General features: G+C 39.4%; 25 protein-coding genes and 2 pseudogenes. 17 read left to right on the top strand and 10 right to left on the bottom strand.

Annotated elements, in window-relative coordinates:
- Window position 1: 1 nt before the first annotated feature.
- The gene (locus RRU94_RS18745) at window positions 2-1,306 is read left to right on the top strand and encodes a (Fe-S)-binding protein (RefSeq protein WP_315692364.1); all 1,305 of its coding nucleotides are present in this window, start codon (window positions 2-4) and stop codon (window positions 1,304-1,306) included.
- 175 nt (window positions 1,307-1,481) lie between these two features.
- Here RRU94_RS18745 and RRU94_RS18740 read toward each other — a convergent pair whose 3' ends face one another.
- The 3 genes from RRU94_RS18740 to RRU94_RS18730 are packed head-to-tail and all read right to left on the bottom strand — an operon-like array spanning window position 1,482 to window position 3,232.
- Window positions 1,482-2,618 (bottom strand): alcohol dehydrogenase catalytic domain-containing protein, encoded by a 1,137-nt coding sequence (locus RRU94_RS18740; protein WP_315692363.1) that lies wholly within the window; start codon window positions 2,616-2,618, stop codon window positions 1,482-1,484.
- A gap of 29 nt (window positions 2,619-2,647) precedes the next feature.
- Window positions 2,648-3,007 (bottom strand): spore coat protein, encoded by a 360-nt coding sequence (locus RRU94_RS18735; protein WP_315692362.1) that lies wholly within the window; start codon window positions 3,005-3,007, stop codon window positions 2,648-2,650.
- An 18-nt stretch (window positions 3,008-3,025) separates the two neighbouring features.
- Complete coding sequence (locus RRU94_RS18730; protein ID WP_315692360.1) at window positions 3,026-3,232, bottom strand: spore coat protein; 207 nt, start codon at window positions 3,230-3,232, stop codon at window positions 3,026-3,028.
- 153 nt (window positions 3,233-3,385) lie between these two features.
- Between RRU94_RS18730 and RRU94_RS18725 the strand changes: the two genes are divergently transcribed.
- The 3 genes from RRU94_RS18725 to RRU94_RS18715 all read left to right on the top strand — a co-directional run bounded on the left by RRU94_RS18725 (window position 3,386) and on the right by RRU94_RS18715 (window position 5,517).
- Window positions 3,386-3,592: a hypothetical protein gene (locus RRU94_RS18725; RefSeq protein ID WP_315692359.1), complete on the top strand. Its 207-nt coding sequence runs from the start codon at window positions 3,386-3,388 to the stop codon at window positions 3,590-3,592.
- Window positions 3,589-3,882 (top strand): spore coat protein, encoded by a 294-nt coding sequence (locus tag RRU94_RS18720; protein WP_315692358.1) that lies wholly within the window; start codon window positions 3,589-3,591, stop codon window positions 3,880-3,882. Before RRU94_RS18725 ends, RRU94_RS18720 begins: the two co-directional genes overlap by 4 nt.
- 537 nt (window positions 3,883-4,419) lie before the next feature.
- Entirely contained in the window at window positions 4,420-5,517 is a 1,098-nt protein-coding gene (locus RRU94_RS18715; protein WP_315692357.1) for an L-dopachrome tautomerase-related protein, read from the top strand.
- A gap of 104 nt (window positions 5,518-5,621) precedes the next feature.
- Here the strand turns inward: RRU94_RS18715 and RRU94_RS25745 are convergent, their stop codons facing one another.
- Together RRU94_RS25745 and RRU94_RS18710 are read right to left on the bottom strand one after the other, a co-directional pair.
- A complete protein-coding gene (locus RRU94_RS25745; RefSeq protein ID WP_410493054.1) occupies window positions 5,622-5,975 on the bottom strand; it encodes an IS3 family transposase in 354 nt (117 codons plus the stop codon).
- Window positions 5,976-6,121: 146 nt separating this feature from the next.
- The gene (locus RRU94_RS18710; RefSeq protein WP_315692356.1) at window positions 6,122-6,460 is read right to left on the bottom strand and encodes a transposase; all 339 of its coding nucleotides are present in this window, start codon (window positions 6,458-6,460) and stop codon (window positions 6,122-6,124) included.
- Window positions 6,461-6,743: 283 nt separating this feature from the next.
- Between RRU94_RS18710 and RRU94_RS18705 the strand changes: the two genes are divergently transcribed.
- From RRU94_RS18705 to RRU94_RS18685, 5 genes are all read left to right on the top strand, one after another.
- Window positions 6,744-6,872, top strand: a complete 129-nt coding sequence (locus tag RRU94_RS18705) for a LacI family DNA-binding transcriptional regulator (RefSeq protein ID WP_315692355.1) — start codon at window positions 6,744-6,746, stop codon at window positions 6,870-6,872.
- Between the two features lie 396 nt (window positions 6,873-7,268).
- Entirely contained in the window at window positions 7,269-8,078 is an 810-nt protein-coding gene (locus tag RRU94_RS18700; protein ID WP_315692354.1) for a sugar phosphate isomerase/epimerase family protein, read from the top strand.
- 141 nt (window positions 8,079-8,219) lie between these two features.
- Window positions 8,220-9,404: a levoglucosan dehydrogenase gene (locus tag RRU94_RS18695; RefSeq protein ID WP_315692353.1), complete on the top strand. Its 1,185-nt coding sequence runs from the start codon at window positions 8,220-8,222 to the stop codon at window positions 9,402-9,404.
- A 109-nt stretch (window positions 9,405-9,513) separates the two neighbouring features.
- A complete protein-coding gene (locus RRU94_RS18690) occupies window positions 9,514-10,692 on the top strand; it encodes a Gfo/Idh/MocA family protein (protein ID WP_315692352.1) in 1,179 nt (392 codons plus the stop codon).
- A 217-nt stretch (window positions 10,693-10,909) separates the two neighbouring features.
- Window positions 10,910-12,178, top strand: a complete 1,269-nt coding sequence (locus RRU94_RS18685) for an MFS transporter (protein ID WP_315692350.1) — start codon at window positions 10,910-10,912, stop codon at window positions 12,176-12,178.
- A 180-nt stretch (window positions 12,179-12,358) separates the two neighbouring features.
- Here the strand turns inward: RRU94_RS18685 and RRU94_RS18680 are convergent.
- Window positions 12,359-12,559 (bottom strand): annotated as a pseudogene (locus tag RRU94_RS18680) (transposase); the annotation flags it as partial.
- On the opposite strand from RRU94_RS18680, the gene RRU94_RS18675 reads away from it, so the two are divergent.
- The 4 genes and pseudogenes from RRU94_RS18675 (at window position 12,520) to RRU94_RS18660 (ending at window position 14,956) form a co-directional block, all read left to right on the top strand.
- Window positions 12,520-13,110: a hypothetical protein gene (locus RRU94_RS18675; RefSeq protein ID WP_315692349.1), complete on the top strand. Its 591-nt coding sequence runs from the start codon at window positions 12,520-12,522 to the stop codon at window positions 13,108-13,110. The pseudogene RRU94_RS18680 and the gene RRU94_RS18675 overlap by 40 nt on opposite strands.
- A 407-nt stretch (window positions 13,111-13,517) precedes the next feature.
- Window positions 13,518-13,868: a helix-turn-helix domain-containing protein gene (locus RRU94_RS18670; RefSeq protein ID WP_315692348.1), complete on the top strand. Its 351-nt coding sequence runs from the start codon at window positions 13,518-13,520 to the stop codon at window positions 13,866-13,868.
- A 36-nt stretch (window positions 13,869-13,904) separates the two neighbouring features.
- Window positions 13,905-14,507: pseudogene (locus RRU94_RS18665) on the top strand (recombinase family protein).
- 65 nt (window positions 14,508-14,572) lie between these two features.
- Window positions 14,573-14,956 (top strand): hypothetical protein, encoded by a 384-nt coding sequence (locus RRU94_RS18660; protein WP_315692346.1) that lies wholly within the window; start codon window positions 14,573-14,575, stop codon window positions 14,954-14,956.
- 296 nt (window positions 14,957-15,252) lie between these two features.
- On the opposite strand, the gene RRU94_RS18655 is transcribed toward RRU94_RS18660, so the two are convergent.
- Entirely contained in the window at window positions 15,253-16,488 is a 1,236-nt protein-coding gene (locus RRU94_RS18655; protein WP_315692344.1) for an IS110 family RNA-guided transposase, read from the bottom strand.
- Window positions 16,489-16,952: 464 nt separating this feature from the next.
- Between RRU94_RS18655 and RRU94_RS18650 the strand changes: the two genes are divergently transcribed.
- Both RRU94_RS18650 and RRU94_RS18645 read left to right on the top strand, forming a co-directional pair.
- Window positions 16,953-17,105 carry a hypothetical protein gene (locus RRU94_RS18650; protein WP_315692343.1) on the top strand — a complete coding sequence of 51 codons (153 nt, stop codon included), beginning with the start codon at window positions 16,953-16,955 and terminating at the stop codon, window positions 17,103-17,105.
- A 29-nt stretch (window positions 17,106-17,134) separates the two neighbouring features.
- Window positions 17,135-17,506: an SMI1/KNR4 family protein gene (locus RRU94_RS18645; protein ID WP_315692342.1), complete on the top strand. Its 372-nt coding sequence runs from the start codon at window positions 17,135-17,137 to the stop codon at window positions 17,504-17,506.
- 154 nt (window positions 17,507-17,660) lie between these two features.
- On the opposite strand, the gene RRU94_RS18640 is transcribed toward RRU94_RS18645, so the two are convergent.
- The 3 genes from RRU94_RS18640 to RRU94_RS18630 all read right to left on the bottom strand — a co-directional run bounded on the left by RRU94_RS18640 (window position 17,661) and on the right by RRU94_RS18630 (window position 20,071).
- Entirely contained in the window at window positions 17,661-18,584 is a 924-nt protein-coding gene (locus tag RRU94_RS18640) for a hypothetical protein (protein WP_315692341.1), read from the bottom strand.
- Window positions 18,585-18,773: 189 nt separating this feature from the next.
- Window positions 18,774-19,214 (bottom strand): DUF4304 domain-containing protein, encoded by a 441-nt coding sequence (locus tag RRU94_RS18635; RefSeq protein WP_315692340.1) that lies wholly within the window; start codon window positions 19,212-19,214, stop codon window positions 18,774-18,776.
- 167 nt (window positions 19,215-19,381) lie between these two features.
- Window positions 19,382-20,071 carry a DUF975 family protein gene (locus RRU94_RS18630; protein ID WP_315692339.1) on the bottom strand — a complete coding sequence of 230 codons (690 nt, stop codon included), beginning with the start codon at window positions 20,069-20,071 and terminating at the stop codon, window positions 19,382-19,384.
- A 218-nt stretch (window positions 20,072-20,289) separates the two neighbouring features.
- On the opposite strand from RRU94_RS18630, the gene RRU94_RS18625 reads away from it, so the two are divergent.
- Together RRU94_RS18625 and RRU94_RS18620 are read left to right on the top strand one after the other, a co-directional pair.
- Window positions 20,290-20,880 (top strand): barstar family protein, encoded by a 591-nt coding sequence (locus RRU94_RS18625; protein ID WP_315692338.1) that lies wholly within the window; start codon window positions 20,290-20,292, stop codon window positions 20,878-20,880.
- 130 nt (window positions 20,881-21,010) lie between these two features.
- Window positions 21,011-21,163 carry an SMI1/KNR4 family protein gene (locus tag RRU94_RS18620; protein ID WP_315692337.1) on the top strand — a complete coding sequence of 51 codons (153 nt, stop codon included), beginning with the start codon at window positions 21,011-21,013 and terminating at the stop codon, window positions 21,161-21,163.
- Window positions 21,164-21,283 lie beyond the last annotated feature (120 nt).

The following is a 21,283-nucleotide window of genomic DNA, read 5'->3' as shown; positions in this document are numbered from 1 at the left end:
GATGAAGCAAACGCTCGAACAACTAAAAGAAGAATTACAGTATAAAAAAACAAATGCCTGCGTACAATGCGGCTATTGTCTGCCGGTTTGTCCGACTTATATGACAATGGGGAAAGAAACACATTCTCCGCGCGGCCGAATTAACCTGATCAAAATGGTCGGGGAAGGAAAAATAACAGATTTATCGGTTCTGGAAGAGCCAATGAATATGTGCCTTGGCTGCCGCGCCTGTGAAACAGCATGTCCAACCGGAGTTCAATATGGGTCTCTTTTAGAAGCAGCGCGGGCAGCGATTGTGAAACGCAAGACATTTTCTGTTCCTGTCCGGCTGCTGAGAAAGGCCATGTTTAAAAAAGTATTTCCAAGCAGGCAGGCTATGACATTAACGGGTAATGCCGTTTGGCTTTATGAAAAAAGCGGAGTACGAAAAGCAGCCCATAAATCTGGTATGACAAACAAGTTGCCCTATCATTTAGGGGCATTCGAAGCGGTCATGCCACAGGCCGTTTCACCGAAAGAGCGCAAAAAAACGTCTAACAGAATAAAAGCAAAAGGAGAAAAGAAATACACGGTCGCCTTTTTTACTGGATGTATTATGGATGCCATGTTTCAGCATATTAACCGGTTATCGATTGAGCTGCTGGCTGAAGCGGGCTGTGATGTTGTCGTTATACAAAAACAAACATGCTGCGGGGCGCTGCATGCACATTCTGGGGAAATGGAGGAAGCCAAGCGTCTGGCTAAGCAAAATATCGCAGCGTTTGAAGAAGAGAACGTTGATTTTGTTGTGAATAATGCAGGAGGATGTGGTGCTATGCTGTATGAATATGGTCATTTGCTTGCAAGTGATCAGGAATGGGCAGCTAGAGCTTCGGCATTCTCTGAAAAATCTAAAGATATCAGCGAGGTACTGATTTCGTGCGGCGGTTTGCCGAATCTGCGATTAAATCGGGAGGAGCGGGTAACGTATCAACGTTCCTGCCACATGACAAATGTGCAGAAAGTGACAAAACAGCCTGTAGAGCTTTTAAAAAGTATTTCAAGCATTCAATTGATAGAAATGGAGCGGGCAGACATGTGCTGCGGTTCAGCAGGAGTTTATAACATCGTTAACTATGATGCATCTATGGAAATTCTCGATGAAAAGATGAAAGACACAAAAGCGACCGGAGCATCGGTTGTAATTACGACCAATCCAGGATGCCTGCTGCAGATGAAGCTGGGTATTGAACGTGAAAATCTTTCTCAGTCTGTGAGAGCACTGCACTTAATCGAGTATCTTGCTGAAACAGCTGGAATTTCATGAATTGTATATTTAACCTGTTTGACACTCCTACGGCTTGCGGCTTTAGCCGTGGGAGTGTCAACAACGAGGTAATTATGAGCCTTTTTCTACTTATTCAATTATTGTTGGACAATAGACAGAAACCTTAAACTACCGGGGTTCAGCTTATCATGGCGAGGGCGCTTCTTTTTTGTTTTTATGGTTTCAATACAACTTTTATGCAGTCATCTGTTTTTGTATCAAACAATTCATAACCTTTTTTTGCTTGATCAAGCGGCAGAATGTGGGTAACCACATCACTCGGATCTACTTTGCCTTCCGCAATCAGCTTATACAAATGAGGCATGCGGTGGATAACGGGTGCCTGGCCTGTTCGTATATTAATATTCCGCTGGAAGAAATCCCCCATTGGAAAACCATTGTACGCTGCGCCGTATACGCCGGTTACTTGCACGGTGCCGCCTTTTCGAACAGCCTGGCTGGCAATAATAAGACCGCCCAGAGCACCGCCGTGAAGCTTCATGCCTGTTGCGAGAAACTCGATTGGCGTCATTTTCCCGCTCATTCCAACGCAATCAATAACCACATCTGCTCCGCCGCTTGTCATTTCTTTCAAGTGATTTCCAATATTTTGTTCATCTTCAAAGTTTACAATTTCCACTTTGTTTGTTCTCTTCGCATGTTCAAGGCGGTAACCGACATAATCAACCGCAATTACGCGTTTTGCTCCTTTTAGCCAGGCAAATTTTTGGGCAAGCAATCCCACCGGTCCACAGCCGAGAATAATTACGGTGTCGCCTTCTTTTACACCGGCATTGTCAACACTCCAGTGTGCGGTTGAAGCGGCGTCCGCAAGCAGGACAAGCTTCTCATCCTCGACTTCGCTGTCTTCAGGAATTTTAAACGGTGTAAAATTCCCATATGGAACGCGCATATATTCTGCCTGTCCGCCGGGATATCCTCCCGTCGTGCCGGTATATCCAAAATAAGCACCCATTTCGCCATTGTCGTTGGAATTATCGCATTGGCTTTCAAGCTCATGCTTACAGAACCAGCACTCTCCGCAGCTGATATTAAACGGAATAATCACACGGTCCCCTTTTTTCACCTTTGTGACAGCTGGACCGACTTCCTCTACGACTCCCATCGGTTCATGTCCGATAATATAATCCTCTTGAAGATTCGGGATCATGCCGTGAATCAAATGCAAATCAGAACCGCAGATTGCCGTTAATGTAGGCTTGACGATAATATCATCCGGTTTTTGAATAGTAGGCGCTTTTACTTCTTTTACAACCACTTCTTTTACGCCTTGAAATGTGACAGCTTTCATTTGTTAAACCTCCTCCACGATGGTCATATTTATTTTGGCGGGGTTGGAAATAACCCTTTTCGATTTGTATTGGTCGGGAAGAGCGGCAGCCGGGCGATATCTACGGCTGTTTCAGCAGATTTGATATCCATTTGAACCTGTTTGTCCACGTTATATGGATGGAGCCAGCCTTTATGCAGCATTAGCTCCGTTACTTCACCATGAAGATCAATGCCTTGCTCCAGATGTTTGATAAGGACAGAGCGGACTTCTGGGGTAGCGGCTTCTGTTATCGCAGCCGCGCAGTTTCTTACTCCATTTTTCACAGAAAGCAAAAACTCTAATGCAATACCGGAATCAGCAAGCTCAGGCATCCCTACTGAATTAATCGGATCTAAATAATCGTTCACACTTTCCACCTCCAAAAATTAAAATGCTCTGGCTCCCTTGTAAAGCTCTAATAATTCATTCATTTGGTGAATCGACTGCTGTGCATCTTTTTCCATCATTGCTTTTAAATCGCTGTCAAAGCACGCCCCCTGCATGAGTTTTGATTTCAGCATACAGACGGTTTTAAAGTTAATCATTTCATGGATCTCCATTGTTTCATGAAATGCAAGTCCTTTTTGGTCCATATTTATCACCCCCTTAGTTAGTCACAACATTCATTTTTCCTTTTATTTTCTTCATTTATTCAGAGGGTTCATTCAATTCGTGCATGTTTGAATAAGGAACAGATGAAAAGCCAAAATAAGAAGCGTGTATGAATAACTGAAGAGGTGATAAATGTGAGGAATCATTTAGGTCAGCACGAGTCTCTGGAACTGCATGAATTAGTCGTTTTTAAAAGCCTCTGTACGACAAAATCAGCGACGATGAGCAAACTTGCACAGGATCCGGAATTAAAAACCCTGCTTGAAGCAGACGCACAAGCGGGCCAGCAGCACCTTCAGCAGCTAAAAACATTTTTACCGGGAGGGGGCATTATACAATGAATGAATTATTTAAAAACGTTGCGGGAATGAGCGGAATGACGGATCAGGTCATTGCAACTGACTTTTTGATTTCTGTTAAATCCGGTGTGAAAAATACAGCATTTGCGCTTACGGAAGCCGCAACACCTGAATTGCGTTCAGCCCTGCGTGAACAGCTGATGGCTGCCATTTCAATCCATGAACAGATCAGCAAATATATGATGGAAAAGGGATATTACCACCCTTACAACCTGGAAGAACAGGCAAAAATTGATCTAGCTGTTGCACAAACAAGCCAGAACCTTGTTTAAATAGCGAACCATCCTCCTGCTTTGCCCGCTTCTTCTACCAAACAAAAGACAGGGCTTTTATCATCTTCGGCGAGAACACCCCCACTTCAAGCTTGCTAAGTGGGGGATGAATCGTTGCTCTTTCAGTCATTCTTTTTCCTTGAACGCTCTATTGCTAAAATGGTGTAATTAGGTACAGAACAAATGTTCAGTGGGTGAGGAAAATGATAAAAACCAAAATAGAAGAAACTCGTCACAGATTTTAAAGATACTCAAGTGCCTGGAGGTTTAATTATGGCAAAAAGTGCGCATTTTGGTGCTAACAATTACGATAATCAACTTGGTATGGATGCGATCTCATGATCATTTACTGCTGCGATAGATAATAGCCATTTCAACTGAAATAGTTGAATTTAATTTGAATTTAAAACAATAAAATTGCGAAAACAATCAATTAAAACTACATTTAGACAGAAAAACTTATTAAGAATCAGGCACCAGAAAAGATTTTAACCATACATAGATGATATCCCGTTCGAATTTGTTAAGGAGGATATCATGCAACCTATATTACCTTTTGAAAAATATTTCGGTAAGTTGGAACTGGTTTATGCCTTTTATGGAGCTATGCCTACAGGTGTTAGTGTTTCAGAAACCGGTCGTATTTTTATTTGCTTTCCGAAATGGGGAGACAACGTTAAATTTACGGTGGCGGAAATTGTTGAGGATAAATTGCAGCCATACCCTAGTTTAGAAACCAATATGGTTAACCTCGGGAATATTACAATGTCTTTCATCAGTGTCCAAAGTGTAGTTGCTGATGGCCGGGGAACGCTTTGGGTATTAGATACAGCGGCACCAAACTTTTCTGAACCTATTAAAGGGGGGGCAAAATTAGTCGCTGTTGATTTAAAAACCAATACAATAAGAAGAGTATATACTTTTACAGAAGATATTGTCCTGCCAACAACTTATCTGAATGATGTCCGATTTGATTTTCGTGTTGGAAAAGCCGGTTATGCATATATAACTGATTCTTCTTCCAAAGGGCCCGGAGCTATTATCGTCGTAGATTTGGATAATGGAGACGCGTTTAGACGGTTAAATGGAGCAAATTCAACTTCACCCGATCCCTATCTTTTACCGAAAGTAGAAGGCAAAATTTTGATGAATCGAAATAAAGATGGCTCAACTTCTCCATTTAGATTGGCGTCTGATGGTATAGCGATTTCTCCCGACGGAAAGATTTTATTTTTTTGTCCACTAACCAGTCGTCATCTGTTTTCGATCTCAACAGAAGCCCTAAGAGACGGAACTATACCGGACATGGATTTACTTTATCATGTGGAGTATTGGGGTGAAAAAGGGGCATCTGATGGCATGATCACCGATACAAAAGGAAACATTTATGCTGGAGACTATGAAAACAACAGTATTCGAAAGATATTGCCGAATGGCATAATGGAAACCATCGCACATGATCCAAGAATTTTATGGCCGGATACTTTTTCGATTGGTCCGGATCAATATTTATATTTTATTGTGAACCAATTACATCGGCAGGCAAGATTTCATTATGGAAAAGACCTACGACAAAAACCATATAGTTTACTTCGCATGAGAATCGATGAATTACCTGCTCCTACCTTTTCATAATAGAAATAGGGATTAATTTTTTTTACAGACTTTCCAAGCGGGAAAGCCCACTTCTTCAGAAGTGGGATGAGAGCGGGGTCGAACCGGGCATGTCTCTTGACACGTCAAAGGTTCGATTTTTTTATTTTTTCAATTTTAGCATTTGCGTATCGAACACACATTTGGCATTCTTGTTCTATAAAAGTAAATTGGAAAGGAGGATCAAACGTGGAAAATATTTCATTGAAGTTAGAGTTGATGAAACCAACGGAAACAAAGAAACTCGGGAAAAGGACAGGCCCCGACTGTCCGAAATACCGCCGTTTATTACGAATCACTGATTGAATGTCTAAGTTCTTCATTAATCGATAGACACGTTTATGGTTTAGGTACATTCCTTCTTCCTGAAGAGCAATTTTCATTCTGGGACAGCCGTAATAAGGGTGAGAAAGGTGGATGGCCATCATATGCTCTTTCAGTACTTGTTCCTTCTCTTTGGCAGCTTCTCTTAAGGGCCGTGTATGATTCCGTTTGTAATATCCCGAACGGGATACCTCGGCGATTTCAATTAAACTCCTAAGAGAATGCTTCTTTCTTAATTCATGGATGATTTCAAAACGGGTTACTATGGGGATCTGTCCTCCTTGTGTAGATTGGGATACTGCTTTTTTAAATAGGCCACCTGGGCTTTCAGATAGTCTCGTTCTTCCTCAATGGACTGAAAATGAGTTCTTTGACGGCCTTTAAGTGGATTGTTTTCCTTTGAATCTGTTTCCTTTCTACGCAGATCAAAGGCCTCTCCTTTTTTGCCCTTTTCCACCCACTGCCTTAATTGAGTAGAAGACCGAAGGCCAAGATCAGCCGCAATAGTCCGATAGCTTTCTTCTCCCTTTTCATAGCGCTGAACCGCTTTTTTCTTAAAGTCTTCTGTATAACGCTGAAAGGTTTGTCCTTTCTTAGCCATAAAAAATCCCCTCCAAGTAAAAGTGTATACACCCACATGTTAACACGCGGGCTTTTTACACTGTCTACTTAAAGGGGATAATATCAAGTTGCTGAGCTTTTTTATTTTTTTTAAATTTCTACTTTTTTTGTTTAAAAGGACAATTTTTAAGTCTGAAACCTAAAAAATATATTGTTGAATGGAAGAAAATCGTGTCGGAAAGCGGTTAGACACTAAGATTGGATACGGTTACAATGCGGTTATAGCAAACAACAAGAAACAAAAAAGAAAAGAGAATCCTAACATGCCAGGAATTAAAGAGGTAGCTAAACAGGCAAATATTTTAATCGCTACAGTATCCAGGGTGTTAAGCAAGCCGGAAACGGTAGCGAAGGAGACCATCAAAAAAACGGCACTAATGACAATTTCGTAACCAATTTTTGATATCGGTACAAAAGCGAAGGAATTGCTGATAGACTTCGTGACAAAGCAGGAGCTAGAAAAATACAGTATATTTTAGAGAACAAGCTTGTTCTTCGGAATTCATGCCATAAATGCAACCGTTAAAAACATACATTTTTAAAACGGTTATGTAAACGTTTACAGATAGACCTAAGGAACAATTGCGATCGGTCTTGCTAATAAAGAGTTTTTGGGCAGAGAAAGACAGTTATGCTATAAAAAAATTTGTAGTTGATGTAAACGTTTACGGAACACTCTTTGATAAAAATTCTTGATCATCTTAAGTTATTCCTTTAAGGAGGTGGTGGAGCCGCATTCGCAATCGATGTTGCACTTTTACAAACTATTTCAAAACGGGGGAAAAACAATGAAATTTGGATACCAAACAAATACGTGGGGCGGGGTTGTCGGTCATCCTGCCGGAGTCACTTCGATAAAAGATCTTTATTACTTAGCGAATGGGTCTACCGAAGAAGCATTAAAAGAGATTTCGGAAGCCGGTTTTAAAGGATTTGAAATTTTTGATGGAAACCTAATGCAATATAAGAACAATAAAGAAGAATTTAAAGCGCTGATGGAAAAATACGAGTTAACGCTGATCGGTGTTTATACAGGCGGCAACTTTATTTATTCGGATATTTTAGAAGAAGAACTTACAAAAATTGAAGAAGTAGCTGCACTTTCTGCTGAATTTAGTGCTCGTCATTTAGTTATCGGTGGAGGAGCTGTCCGTTCGGCGGGTATTCTAGAAAGCGATTACGAAAATTTGGGGACAGCACTTAATAAGGTACAAGAGATTGCTGAAAAGCAAGGGCTCATTCCAACCTATCACCCGCATCTTGGAACAAATGTTGAAGCACCGGAACAGCTGGATAAGCTGATGCAGCATACAACAATTGGCTTATGTCCTGACACGGCTCATATTGAAGCTGGCGGCGGTGATCCAGTTGAGGTGGTCCGCAAGTATGCAGACCGAATTAAATACATTCATTTTAAAGACTATCAAAATGGTGAATTTCTACCGCTCGGTGAAGGTCATCAGAAGTTTGATGAGATGCTCCGCCTTCTGAATGAAGCCGGTTACGACGATTGGATTACAGTTGAATTGGACAGCTATGAAGTGCCGAAGCAAGGAGCAGAAATAAGCCGGCGTTTCTTATCTTCATTTGAAAAGTAATAAAGGAAGAGAATTAATATAGCTTTGCTGTTTGGGATGTACCTGGAGAGGGAGTTTTAGCAGAGCAGCCCGAGCAGCCGGAAAAGAAGAAATTCAAAGCGCAGCAAAATAAAAATAATGACCATTTAGGAGGAAACTAAAATGAAAAAACTTAATGTAGGCATGATTGGCGGAGGATTTATGGGGAAAGCGCATGCACTTGCGTATGCAGGGATGCCAATGTTTTTCTGGCCGGCTCCAGTAATTCCACACCGTCACACAGTAGTAGATGTAACAGACGAATTGGCAAAAGATGCAGCGGCACGCCTTGGTTTTGACAACTATTCTTCTGACTGGAGAAAAGTAGTGGAAGACCCGGAAATCGATATTATCGATATCGTGACACCAAATGATTCCCACGCAGAAATTGCCATTGCAGCCGCTAAAGCGGGCAAGCATATTATTTCCGAAAAGCCGCTTGCGCGTGATGCAGCGGAAGCGAAAACCATGCTAGATGCCGTAAAAGAAGCAGGCGTAAAGCACATGGTTGCGTTCAACTACCGCAGAACACCAGCTGTTGCCTTGGCGAAAAAATACATTGAAGAAGGCAAGATTGGGAAAATCTTAAATTTCCGCGGCACGTACCTGCAGGACTGGTCGGCTGATCCGAATTCCCCGCTTTCATGGCGCTTCCAAAAAGACCGTGCCGGCTCTGGAGCTTTAGGAGATATTGGTACACACGTGATTGACTTTGCCCGCTACCTTGTCGGTGAGATCTCCGATGTAAACGCTGTTGCAAAAACATGGATCGGCGAACGCCCAATTCAAAGCGGGGGTGCTGATAAGCTTGGCACCGTGAAAGCAGATATCGATGTACCAAAAGCAGCGGTTGATGTAGATGATGAATTCATGACACTCGTGAAATTTGAAAACGGTGCTGTTGGAAGCATTGAGGCTACCCGTAACGCCTGGGGACGCAATAACTTCTTAACATTTGAAATTCACGGTGAAAAAGGCTCGCTCGTCTTTAACTATGAGCGCCGTGACGAACTTCAGGTGTGCTTCTCAGATGATCCAGGCGACAGCCGTGGTTTCAGAACCGTGTATACAGGCCCTGCTCATCCATACGGAGAAGGCTTATGGCCAATCCCGGCACTTGGAATCGGCTATGGGGAAACCAAAATTATTGAAACGTATGACTTTATGAAATCCATTGCGGAAGACACAAGCGTCTCACCAGACTTTGAGGACGGCTACCAAATCGCAGTGATTTCAGATGCAATCCTGGAATCAGCCGAAAAAGGCGAATGGGTGAACCTTACAAAGGTTGCAGCAGAAGTAAAATAAATCAAAAATTTTATAAAGGACGCTAACCAGCGTCCTCTCTATCTATTAAAGGTGAATACGGATTCCTCTAAAAGAAAAAACTTTTCATTTCGCAGGAAGGAGAAAGAACATGGAAAAAATAAAAGTCGGAGTTATCGGTACAGGTTTTATCGGCCCTACTCATATCGAGGCTGTTAGAAGACTTGGATTTGTAGAAGTCGTGGCATTAGCAGGGAGCAGCTTAGAGTCAGCTGAGGAAAAAGCATCCGAACTTGGCATTCCTAAAGCCTACGGTGATTACCGTGAAATGTTGCAGGACAATGACATTCAAGTTATACACAACTGTACCCCTAATCACCTTCACTTTGAGATTAACAAAGAGATCATACGCGCAGGCAAGCATGTGTTGTCTGAAAAGCCTTTAGCGATGTCCAGCGAGGAATCGGCAGAATTATTAGCGTTGGCCAAAGAACATAAAGTCGTACATGGCGTTAACTTTAATTACCGGCAATTCCCGATTGTAAAGCAGTTAGAGACCATGATACAAAATGGAGAATTAGGAAAAGTCAATTTGGTTCACGGAAGCTATTTGCAGGACTGGCTATTGTTTGAAACAGACTTTAATTGGCGTCTGGCTCCTGAAGTTGGAGGGAAATCCCGAGCTGTAGCCGATATTGGCTCCCACTGGTGTGATACCGTTCAATACGTAACAGGGAAAAAAATTGTGGAAGTCTTTGCTGATTTAGCAACAGTTATCCCGGTAAGGAAAAAATCCACTTCAAACGCAGCTACCTTTGGTGCACAAAACAACCAGGAAGAAACATACGAATATATTCCAATTAATACAGAAGATTATGCATCGGTTCTTATCCGGTTTGAAGATGGAACAAAAGGTGTATTCACGGTTTCCCAGGTAAGTGCAGGCCGAAAAAACAGATTAAGTTTTGAAATTAATGGCAGCCACCATTCAGCGTATTGGAACCAAGAGGAACCTGAGAAATTATGGATTGGACATCGAGACCAGCCAAATAAAGTTCTCTTAGCCGATCCTGCTTTATTTGCTGAGGAAGCGAGAGAAGCAATTCACCATCCAGGCGGCCATAATGAAGGATGGCCGGATGCTTTGAAAAATGGAATGTTAAATTTCTATACATTTATCAGAGAAAACAAAGATCCTCTAAGCGATCAACCCAATTTTGCTACATTTAAGGATGGACATTTATCTATGTGCATTACTGATGCGATTTTAGAAAGCCATCAACAACAAAAATGGGTGAAAGTAAACACAAAACAGGAAGTTCATAGTTAAATTGAAAGACGTTTATGAGTCTGTTGAACAAGAAATGGTTTAAATGACCATTCACAAACATGCAGTGGGGATAACAAGTCATATTTGTTTATGGAGCCACGTGCAAGTGCGCCTTTAAAGTATTGACGGCCGTTGCAGGAGAACTCTCTCCTGCTCATCAAATTTTCTATAAACATCATGAGGCACTATAACAAAATGTGAGGTTGAGGTGATAAAAATGAATGCGATTTCAAAAAAGGAACGTGGGCTTCCAGCTGCTGTCATTTGGGGTTATGTCGCAACATTAATCTTTATGGTTGGCGACGGTCTTGAGCATGGATGGCTCTCTCCATATCTTGTTGAACAGGGGCTGACTGTTCAACAATCAGCTACATTATTTACAGCGTATGGAGCGGTGCTGGCCATTGCCTCATACTTTTCTGGCGTACTGACAGAAGCTTTGGGGCCAAGAAGAGTCATGCTGGCGGGATTGCTTCTCTGGCTGGTTGGGCAAATTCTTTTTATTGAATTTGGCTTGAAAGACCATAATTATGCTTGGATGCTTCCAACCTATGCGCTGCGCGGATTTGGATATCCATTATTTTGTTACTCGTTTTTAGTATGGGTGACATATCGCAGTCCAGATCGTATTATGGCGACAGCTGTCGGTTTGTTTTGGGCCGCCTGGAGTGGTGGGCTATATGTTGTCGGAAGTTATTTCCCGGCGTACATGATTCCTAAAATAGGATACATCGGATTGATGTGGAGTGCTGTTGTCTGGGTAGTTCTTGGTGGAATAGTTGGACTTTTAGTTGTGAAAGATGAAGGAATTCGCTCTAAAGGCAATTCAAAAGAAAAAATGAAAAGTCTATTGAGCGGGTTGACCATTTGTGTGGAAAAGCCGAAAGTTGCGATCGGCGGGATCGTCCGTATCATCAATTCAACCGGTATCGGTGCTCTCCCAATCTTCTTTCCTCTATACCTGTCTTCTGAATATGGATTTAGTACAGGGCAATGGCTGCAGGTTTGGGGAACAATGTGGGTGGCGAATATTTTATTTAACCTTGTTATCCCGTACATCAGTGACAGATGGCTAGGCTGGCGTAATACGGTTATGTGGATTGGTAGTTTCGGTTGCGGTGTCATGACATTGGTTATGCTTTATACCCCTCAGGTCTTCGGTAACAGTTTCTGGGCAATGACGGTAGTTGGGATCTTTTTTGGAATCGTCCTTTGTGGCTTTGTACCACTTACAGCTCTTGTGACTTCATTAGCACCTAATCAAAAAGGTTCTGCTATGGCTGTGGTAAGCTTTGGTGCCGGAATGTCTTACTTTATCGCGCCAGCAATCGTTGGAGCCTTTATTGGAATTGTCGGCGTTCACGGCGTAATGTGGATTTTTGCTGGCTTGTATTTCCTTGGTGCTGTACTAATGAAATTTATGAAATCGTCGGATGAAGAAAAACAAAACGAAAAAAATTATCTTTCTGAGAAATATACAGGTTGAAGGCAGAAAGGTCCCATTACTTACAATTGGGTATAAGTTTTCTGATTTGCTGCATTTGCAAATACCCAATAAAACAGGCTTCATCCCTTGCTTTTCAAGGAATGAGGCCTGTTTTAATTAGACAGAAGGATTTGTAAGATAATATATTGAAATTAATAAAGTGTAGTGGGAAGGATGATTAAAGTCACCGAAGATTTCTGCCCGGTCTGTCACACGCACTTTGTGGGCAATCATTCGGGCAAGGTGCACAAGGCATGTCTAGTACTGGGTGTCTGGATAAACGCTAAAAATACTATTGGTGATGCCCTTCAGGCCATCCGAAATAAACAGAAGAACTTCTTTTGTACCACGTTCTTTCAGGTCAAGAAGCAGCTCTTTCCAATGAAGAACGATTCCTGCTTAGGAATACCGAGACAGATATGCGACTTTTGGAATTTTGGCAGTGGAACCAATCAGATCTTCTAAGTAATGCTCTTCGCAGAACACTTGCGGAGTTTATTGTAGCAAAAGCTTTAACTGCAAACAACAAAATGAGAATTGAGTGGAATGCATTTGACCTTGTAACACCGACAGGTATCAAGGTTGAAGTAAAGTCAGCCGCTTATGTGCAGTCATGGCAGCAAGTAAAAAATTCAGCCATCAGCTTTAGGATTGCTCCTGCAAAGGGATGGGAAGCCAGTACGAATAAATATGCGGTAGAAACAAGGAGAAACGCAGATGTGTATGTTTTCTGTTTGCTAAATGAACAGGATCGAAGCGCTATAAATCCACTGAATCTGAGCCAGTGGGAATTTTTTGTTCTTTCAACTAAGCAGATTAATCAAGAAAAAGAAAATCAAAAGACAGTTAGCTTAAACCGCCTTTTAAAAATGAAACCGGTTAGAACTGAATTTCTTGGACTGGCAAAAGCGGCGCGAGAGGTAATGATGTAATAAAGGGGCATCATTCTCCAGTAAAAAGGTATATCCTTCTCTTCTTGCTGTGGTTGATTAGGTCCATAATATTTTTACCAGTACTACTAAAAATAGAGTGTCTAGAATTTAAAAATTTTAGACGCTCTTTTTATTTTAAATAAGTGGTTCATTTCACGGTGAAGATAGAGTCTAAAAATTAGTCTAAATTAAATGTCTATAATATAACAGTGATATAGATACTGCGTGGGACAATATGGATATATTAGTTTGATAAGGGACTTATCTCCATAGAAGATGTTAGGGGCAATTTACTTAAAGAGTTGAAGCAGGTTTGAGCATTAATCACTGAAGAGAGGTGGAACTTAGAATGTTTAAAATAAAGCAATGTACTCTAAGGGACCAAAAAAAGAAAGCAGCTGTTTTATGTGAAGGCTGAAAACTCTCATTCTATATTTTCTTCAGGGCTAAGGACTGTCAGAATAGAAAAAGGATTGTCTCAGACTGGTGTTTGTAAAGCGTTGGGCTTATCGACTTCTGCTTTGTCAAGTTATGAACAAGGGCAGCGGCACCCTACTATTAATGGATTGAAAATATTAGCAGATTTCTATAATGTTACTACGGACTGGCTTATTGGACGAGATGAATATAAGCCTACTAAGAATGATTTGGTCATTCAAGATCCAAAACTAAACTATTGGTATAACGACCTTTCAAATGCAAGTGAAGAGGACTGGCGAAAGCTTCGGCAACTTTGGGAAGCTCTTAAAGAAAAATAAATCAATTCAATTAAAAGAAAGGGAAGGGCGTAAAGGATGAAGCTAGGCTATGCGAGAGTAAGTACAATTGGTCAGGATTTAGAAACTCAGATTGGACGGTTAGAAGCAGCTGGTGTATAAAAGGATCAATTATTTATTGAGAAAATGACCGGAACAAAAATAGCAGCGCGAGAACAAATCCAAGCACTTCTAAAACACGCCCGTTCCGGTGACCATATTTATGTAACTAAGATTGATCGTTTAGCCAGAAGCATTTTGGATTTAAATAAAGTTGTCAGTGAGTTAATGGAGAAAGGGATAAGTATAACGTTTATTGACCACAATATGACGTTTAAAGCTGATGCCAAAGATGATCCGTTTCAGATGTTGATCTTTAATACGCTTGGAAGCTTTGCACAATTCGAAAGAGACATGATTGTTTCGAGAACTGGAGAAGGGCGAAAAAGGGCCATGAAGAACGGAAAAAAGATGGGGCGAAAGGGACAACCGGAGCAGAACATTAAACAAGCTATAAAGTTATTCGAAGCAAGAGAGGAAAAAGGAATGACTATTTCTGATATCTCAAAATTGACCGGAGTTCCTCGTTCAACTATTTATGCAGAGTACAAGAAGTTAAAAGAACACTCTACAGTCAACTAAACTATAGTCTCTTGAGGCTACTTTCTTAACAAATACAGTAATTTTATTTATTAAAAGGAGAGAGCATGGTGCCAAAACGCTTTAAAGCTGTTTTACTGATTTTGTTACTAATTCTCTTTGTGATGCCTTGGTATAAATCTTTTGGTAGAAGTTTAAATGGCTTTACAATCCCACTTTGGGAACGAATTGATTTCTTGTTTGTTTTATATTTGGCTCCTGTGTTTGCTTTATGCGGCTTATACGCTGTTTTTCGTAAGAAGGAACTAGGGATTTTTTATTTTCTTGCTGGTGTTCCTATTACACTATTTTGGTTGTTTTGGCTTTACCATTTTGTAAATGGGATATCTTATATTCCATGGCAGTATTCTTACATTTGGGGAAAAACAGGTTTATTCTTATCTTTACTGATTTTGTTTACGTCATTTATTCCGACGCGTTCTAATTCCTAAAGAAGTAGAACAGGCCGCTAAATAAGGGCAGTCTCTGCCTGCCAAATCTTAATACTAAACTTGGAAAATTTTAAAAGAAAGGCACTGTTAAAGATCTTGTTAATTTTCTTGTTCAATTAACGGGCAGGTTAAATCAATAAAGAAGTATTCATCTTATACGAAACCAGCTAATAGTTTGTCAACATTTTTCAATAAAAACTTGAAATTGTTCATGCTATACTAAAAATAGCCATGCCAAATAACCTTCCTAATTCAAACAATTGGAAGGTTTTGTATGGTTTTGTTTTATTTCTTATTTAAGCTATATCTTGGAATGTGGAATAGCTTTTTAAAAGGGCATATATCCACTGTAAGAGCTTATTGGCACATGCGATTACAGCTACTTTATAAGGCTTTCCTTCTTCCCGTTTTTTATCATAGAACTCACGCAGTTTCTTATTTCTCGGGATGATTTCATTCGTTGTTTTCTTTTTACGACAATCACGGATGGCACATCGAACGGCCATATACAAGGCATGACGTAATCTACTTGAACCTCTTTTCGTAATCCGGTTTACAGTGCCTTTAAATCGACCAGACTCATAGATACTGGGATCGATTCCAGCGAATGCTACAAGCTTTTTAGGGTGATTAAACCGATCAATCTCACCAATTTCAGAAATAATCGTTGCCGCGATTTTTTCTCCGATACCAGGGATTGATTGGATAATCTTATATTCTTCCATTTCTTTTGCCAAAGCATCTATCTCATCTTCAAGCTTAGATAGATGCTTTTGGTACTCTATAAGCATTTTGATGTACATTTCGATGCTGAGGATATGGCTTTGATACAGGTTTTTCTGAAAGGGATTTCTAGTTGCTGCTTCTATCAGCTTCTTTGCCTGAGTATTTGCCCAATTCTTAGAACGGCTTTTACATAATTCATCGATTTTATTGGTTAACACTGCTTCATCAGTTGCCAAAACATCTTCCGATGTAGGATATTCCAATAGAGTTAGTAAAGAAACACCTGAATATAAATCCCCAAAAACGCCTCGATACTCAGGGAATACCTGGTCGAGCACTGCTTGAAATTGAAGTTTTGTTTGTACATAAATGCCTGTTATATTTGCGTGTTGTCTTGTAAGATTACGAAGATTTAAGAGTTGGATTCCTCGTTTTTTATGATGCTCCAAATCCTCTTTATAATACAGCTCACAAAGATGATAAGCATCAAGTACATCCGTCTTTACTTTGCGTAAAGAAGAGTTCTTTGCTCGATAAGAGATGAGTGGGTTAATGATAATTAATAAATAACCTTTTTCCTCGAAATACTGAACAACGGGTGTATGATAATGCCCAGTAGACTCTAAAACGACCGGAGGTCGAATTCCTGTTAAGTCTTCGATTTCTCTTAGGTATTGGTGTAAGCTCTCTAGTCCTTCAAGGGTATGTGCCACTTTAAAACTGCCTTTGTAAGGCTTCTTTTTTTCCAAGAACGCTTGAACTTGACTTTCACCTTTGGCTACATCCAGACCAACCACTGGATCCATTCTTTATCTCCTCCAATACGAATATTGCCGGTAACCCCTAATCCTTCTTGCAGTGTCATAGCTTCGCTTGTTATACGAGATCTTGGTCCCAACCAGCCAAAACATGTTTAAGCAAGTAGGGGGCGAACTGTTTACTTGACGGGATCTCAAGTCCCACGGGGGCTTACGTTCTACCCCGGCTACCGTTATCATAAAACCATATAAAAAATGGTCAACCAGAAATATTTTCTTTTCTGGCTGACCTTATAATACGAACGGGGGCTTTAATTGAAAAAGTGAACTATAAAACTCGCTCCTTAATGCAACAAAAATGTAATTATGTTGTGTTAGAAAAGCCCCGGCTGTCAAAAACAGCCGGGGCTTTTAATATACAGTCTGGACGAACTATTGATTAACGTACTCTCCGAAGTAAATACATGCTATTGTTAAGAAAAGGAAGAAGATTAGAGAATGGGGGATATCAAATGTTAACAGAAGGAAGTATAGTCCAAAAAACTTTGAATGCCTTAAAAACGCGCCTTGAACAAAACGATAACGTTATTGATGTCCAAAGCGAACAGGGCATGTATATAAAGCGACATGCACATTTAATCACCCGGCAAGCGACGAGGAAATAAATGATTTTGAAAACAAAACGGGCTTAATATTGCCGCCAGATTACAAAGCGTTTCTAAGAATAACAAATGGCTGCCGGTTATTTAATGATATTGAGCATGGTGGTGAGATTGAGCTTTATAGCTTGGAACAAATTCTCGAATTAAATGAGCATTACGACGAACTGGACGGTTGTTATGACATAGCATATATTTACCAGGATAACATTGTGATTAATTCTAAACTTTATTCAGAAAACCAAAAAAATTATCTTCTATGGAAAGACCACACAGAACAATTTACAGAAGCTGAGCCGTTACAGATGAACTTTGAGCTATGGCTGGACCGATTTGTTATGAGCCAAGGTGAAAAATTTTGGTGGTGGTTTATACATACTGCTGAAAATTACTATAGGCTTTCATAGGCTTCGTAATCAACAGTTTCAGTCAACTATTGATGAAGCAGAACCCATTGTTACATTCGTTTAATAAATACAAGAAACAGCCTTTCCTACCGATAAAATAAGAATGGCTGTTTTGTATGTATTCATGATTTAAAAATAGTTTTTTTGCTTTTCCCTATAAATTATTCAAAAGAATATAACCTTTATTCCAAGTACCTATTAGGAGATACTTGTCGTCTTTACTGAAACTAGCATAGCATGCATTAGGCAGGTCCTGAATATCAATAGCGTTTAGACTCTTGCTGTCTAAGATGACTACACACTCGCTAAAAGTAATTAATATAAATTTTCCATCGTTCGATAAAATTATATGTCGAAATTGTTGGGCAAATCCATGAACTTCTGGAAGAGAGAGTTTAACATCTTGTAGTACATTCTCAAATTTCGAGTCTAACATTACAACGTTATACCCATCAACTAGAATGTAACTATTCAATGCAGCATTAAAAAGTACTCCCTTCCAGACAAACCCCTTACTATTGTCAATCTTAATAAAAGAAAAATCTTTCTCCACAATTTTCACAATAGAAAATTCAGTGACCCCAGCCATTTCATTATTGGTACGGATTGTAAACAAATGAGCATTTTCCTCTTCCAGGTATTGAATATACGAAATGCTAGAATCCTCAAAATCTGAAATTGCCTCATATTGATCTAAATCTAGATCAAATACAAAGATTTGATCACTTGAACTAGTACTTGCCACAAATAATAATCCGGTTTTCTCCTTCAAGAAAGAAATCTGACCTTCTTTTAATTTTAAATTTTTTTTACTTCGAATGGTTTTTACAAGATTAAACTGTTCAGTTTCATAAATATAGGTACTTCCAGTAGTGTTTTGAATTAGTAATAACTTAGAACCATCGTTGTATTCTAAAGTACCAGGATGACTAGGCTTATTTAAAACAATAGGATCTTCCCAGTTTTTATTTAAGTAAATAAACGTTTTATTTGATACACGGGATATAAAGTTGAAATCATCCGACACGGCAAAAGAATAACTTGTGTTAAATGATTTCACCACCTCCATACTCAGCAATATCTTCACTCCTTAAAAGGTAATAACAGTACACTTTCGGCTGCGTTAGGTTAACAAGAAATCATTTAAATCATTGTACCACCATCAAAAATGGTCATTGCTTTCCTAACAATAAAATTTTATCATCCAAAACGCCTACTATTAATACATTGTTTCTATCAAAACTAACCAGCATGGACGTACTGTTGATTAATTTCTTTCGATATTTTTACTGCTCCACCAATTAGGAGAAGAGTTCCACCATTCTTCAGCTTCACTCAAAGCATTTCTTATTAGCCAGGAAATCTTGTCTGTATTGTCTTTGTTAAATTCAAACATCCCTTTTTCTTCTTTCCCAATACGAATTCTATAAGGTAAACCATCGCCATCAAATACATCTACATCGTAAACTTTTACCTTATTCAGAGGAATGTGTTTACCTGATCTATCTACATGACCTTCGGATGGACATTTAGAAATTTCAACATACAAGGCCTCGCCCCACATACTAAATTGAAACATTAGTAAATCAGCACGTTCTTCTAATTTTCTATAGAAATGAGGAAATGATCCTTTAAATCTCAATTCTCTCAAGACTGGAATAACAATTTCTTTCAGTGACTTTATCATTGCATCTCTTTCTAAAGACAAATTAATTCCTCCTCTTCTGTATAGTACAGTATCAGACAATTTAACTTCCTCAATCAATAGTATCGGTCAACTGTTGGGTAACTTTCTTGCGTGTCACGAGGTTTTTCTCCTTCAGTGTTTAAATTAATAGAAACCAAAAAAGAACTTCGGCTGAAGTTCTTTTTTGGTTAAGGTGTAATCGTCTCTGTTGTTGAATTGTTCTGTTTTGCAGCAGCTTCTGAATAGAATACGGCAAGGCATGTCTGAATATACGGTACCAGCCATAAAAATCCGATCCCGAGTGTAAGAAGGGAGAGGATTCCCCAGCCAATAAAGCTCAGGCAAAGCGTAAAATACTGATTCTTTAATCCGTCCATCATTTTACGGCTTTCTGTGATGGCTTCATTTACCGTATAAGAAGGATGATCCTTTAAAATAAAATAAGTCTGCGAGTACGAAAAGCTTTTAATGATCCCAGGTACGATAAGCAACAGCGACCAAAGAATAGTCAACAAAAACATCCAATAGCAGGCAATAATGGTTTTGAAAGAAGTACGGCCATCTCTGTAAATCCCAAATACATTTGATAGAGAGGGTGTCTCTTTGCGAGAAATGGATAAATAAAACCATAGAGAAGCAATAGTCAAAGGAGTGGTCAAAATAGAAAGGATGGTGCTAAATACATCAGAAGCAAGAGGGGTGCTGTCAGTATTAAACCAGGCTTCAAACCCGCCCGATAAATAAATTTCTACCACAGCTACTACCACAGCTGGCAGAAGGATAACCAATAAACCTAATATAAAAGTAAGCGAAATTGCTTTGCCCCAATATCCTTTAAGCACTTGCCGTGCTCTTTTTTTAATCTCGGTGTTGCTCAAAAAACTTTCCTCCTTTTTTTAATATATAAACAAAGAACAGAATACATCATAACAGCATTGTAAAGGGAAGACAATATATTGAAAATTTAATTAATATATAAAAAAATAACTGAAACATATAAAAAGAAAGTCTAAAAAAGGACGTGAGGAGCATTGAAAGAGTATTTCTTTGTTTTGGCATTGTCATTCGTGATGCTTGAGAGGATGTCGGCTTATCTTTGGCATTTTTACAAAATGAAAAAGAAAAATGGGAATACATATTATTAGTCAACAGTTTCGGTCTACTGTTGAGCAGTGAAATAAAATGCGACATAAATGCAATTATTTTTGTAATGTGTCTTCCTAAACCAACGTGGCAGGTTAGTGGAATAAGGGACTATGATAAACTAAAGAAAAACAGTGTAGTTAGAGGTGCCAGTATGAACAAAGTTTTCATCATTGATGGAGAGAATTTTTCTAATTTTAAGGGGTTTTGTAAGGAGTTTTCGAATGTAGTTCTCTCTGGAAAATATGAATGGAACGAAGGTCTAGATGCATTTAATGATATTTTGTGTGGTGGTTTTGGAGATATAGAATTTGGAGAAGAATACACAATTATTTGGAAAAATTCTGCTAAATCAAAAAGAGATTTAGGATACGGAGAAACCATTATTAAACTGAATGAAATATTGAAAAATTGCCATCCGACTAATAAAGAAAGCGTGATTCAAGAAATAAGAGATGCAAAGATGAACAAAGGTCCAACTATATTTGACTGGATAGAAGAAATCATCCTTGATAACGAAAATGTAACACTGATTATAGAGTAATTCTTATTCAGCTAACGGGGTGCTTTAGTGGAAAAAGTGAACCGTAAAACTCGCTCCTTAATGCAACATAAATGCAATTAAGTTACATTCAGATTGACCATTAAATCAAAATTTGGAGGTTAGACCATGCATGAAATTATTAGATACAAATAAAAAAGGCGTAGAGGAATCTGCGATAAGAGAAACAGAACAAAAGTTGAATATTCGTTTCCCGGACCAGTACGTTCAATTGTTTAAATTGGCCAATGGTTCTGAAGTTGGAGAATGGATTTTTTGTTTCTGATAACATCTTAGTCTCTACTTACATTATAACCCTATCTGAGGCTTATTTATAGACTGTTTTTTTACGCATGTCCTGCCTTATACTGTTATACGTAAGTCTAAAAGTATAAGGGGTGTGGCT

Source organism: Domibacillus sp. DTU_2020_1001157_1_SI_ALB_TIR_016 (assembly GCF_032341995.1).
GTDB lineage: Bacteria > Bacillota > Bacilli > Bacillales > Domibacillaceae > Domibacillus > Domibacillus indicus_A.
This window is presented reverse-complemented; position numbering and strand designations above follow the sequence as displayed.

Excerpts from the sequence above, each read along its gene's own strand:
- RRU94_RS18660 (WP_315692346.1), top strand. The coding sequence starts at position 14,573 with ATGGTGCCAAAACGCTTTAAAGCTGTTTTACTGATTTTGTTACTAATT.
- RRU94_RS18745 (WP_315692364.1), top strand. The coding sequence starts at position 2 with ATGAAGCAAACGCTCGAACAACTAAAAGAAGAATTACAGTATAAAAAA.
- RRU94_RS18720 (WP_315692358.1), top strand. The coding sequence starts at position 3,589 with ATGAATGAATTATTTAAAAACGTTGCGGGAATGAGCGGAATGACGGAT.
- RRU94_RS18690 (WP_315692352.1), top strand. The coding sequence starts at position 9,514 with ATGGAAAAAATAAAAGTCGGAGTTATCGGTACAGGTTTTATCGGCCCT.
- RRU94_RS18715 (WP_315692357.1), top strand. The coding sequence starts at position 4,420 with ATGCAACCTATATTACCTTTTGAAAAATATTTCGGTAAGTTGGAACTG.
- RRU94_RS18705 (WP_315692355.1), top strand. The coding sequence starts at position 6,744 with ATGCCAGGAATTAAAGAGGTAGCTAAACAGGCAAATATTTTAATCGCT.
- RRU94_RS18700 (WP_315692354.1), top strand. The coding sequence starts at position 7,269 with ATGAAATTTGGATACCAAACAAATACGTGGGGCGGGGTTGTCGGTCAT.
- RRU94_RS18730 (WP_315692360.1), bottom strand. The coding sequence starts at position 3,232 with ATGGACCAAAAAGGACTTGCATTTCATGAAACAATGGAGATCCATGAA.
- RRU94_RS18740 (WP_315692363.1), bottom strand. The coding sequence starts at position 2,618 with ATGAAAGCTGTCACATTTCAAGGCGTAAAAGAAGTGGTTGTAAAAGAA.
- RRU94_RS18695 (WP_315692353.1), top strand. The coding sequence starts at position 8,220 with ATGAAAAAACTTAATGTAGGCATGATTGGCGGAGGATTTATGGGGAAA.
- RRU94_RS18710 (WP_315692356.1), bottom strand. The coding sequence starts at position 6,460 with ATGGCTAAGAAAGGACAAACCTTTCAGCGTTATACAGAAGACTTTAAG.
- RRU94_RS18655 (WP_315692344.1), bottom strand. The coding sequence starts at position 16,488 with ATGGATCCAGTGGTTGGTCTGGATGTAGCCAAAGGTGAAAGTCAAGTT.
- RRU94_RS18650 (WP_315692343.1), top strand. The coding sequence starts at position 16,953 with ATGTTAACAGAAGGAAGTATAGTCCAAAAAACTTTGAATGCCTTAAAA.
- RRU94_RS18685 (WP_315692350.1), top strand. The coding sequence starts at position 10,910 with ATGAATGCGATTTCAAAAAAGGAACGTGGGCTTCCAGCTGCTGTCATT.
- RRU94_RS18620 (WP_315692337.1), top strand. The coding sequence starts at position 21,011 with ATGAAATTATTAGATACAAATAAAAAAGGCGTAGAGGAATCTGCGATA.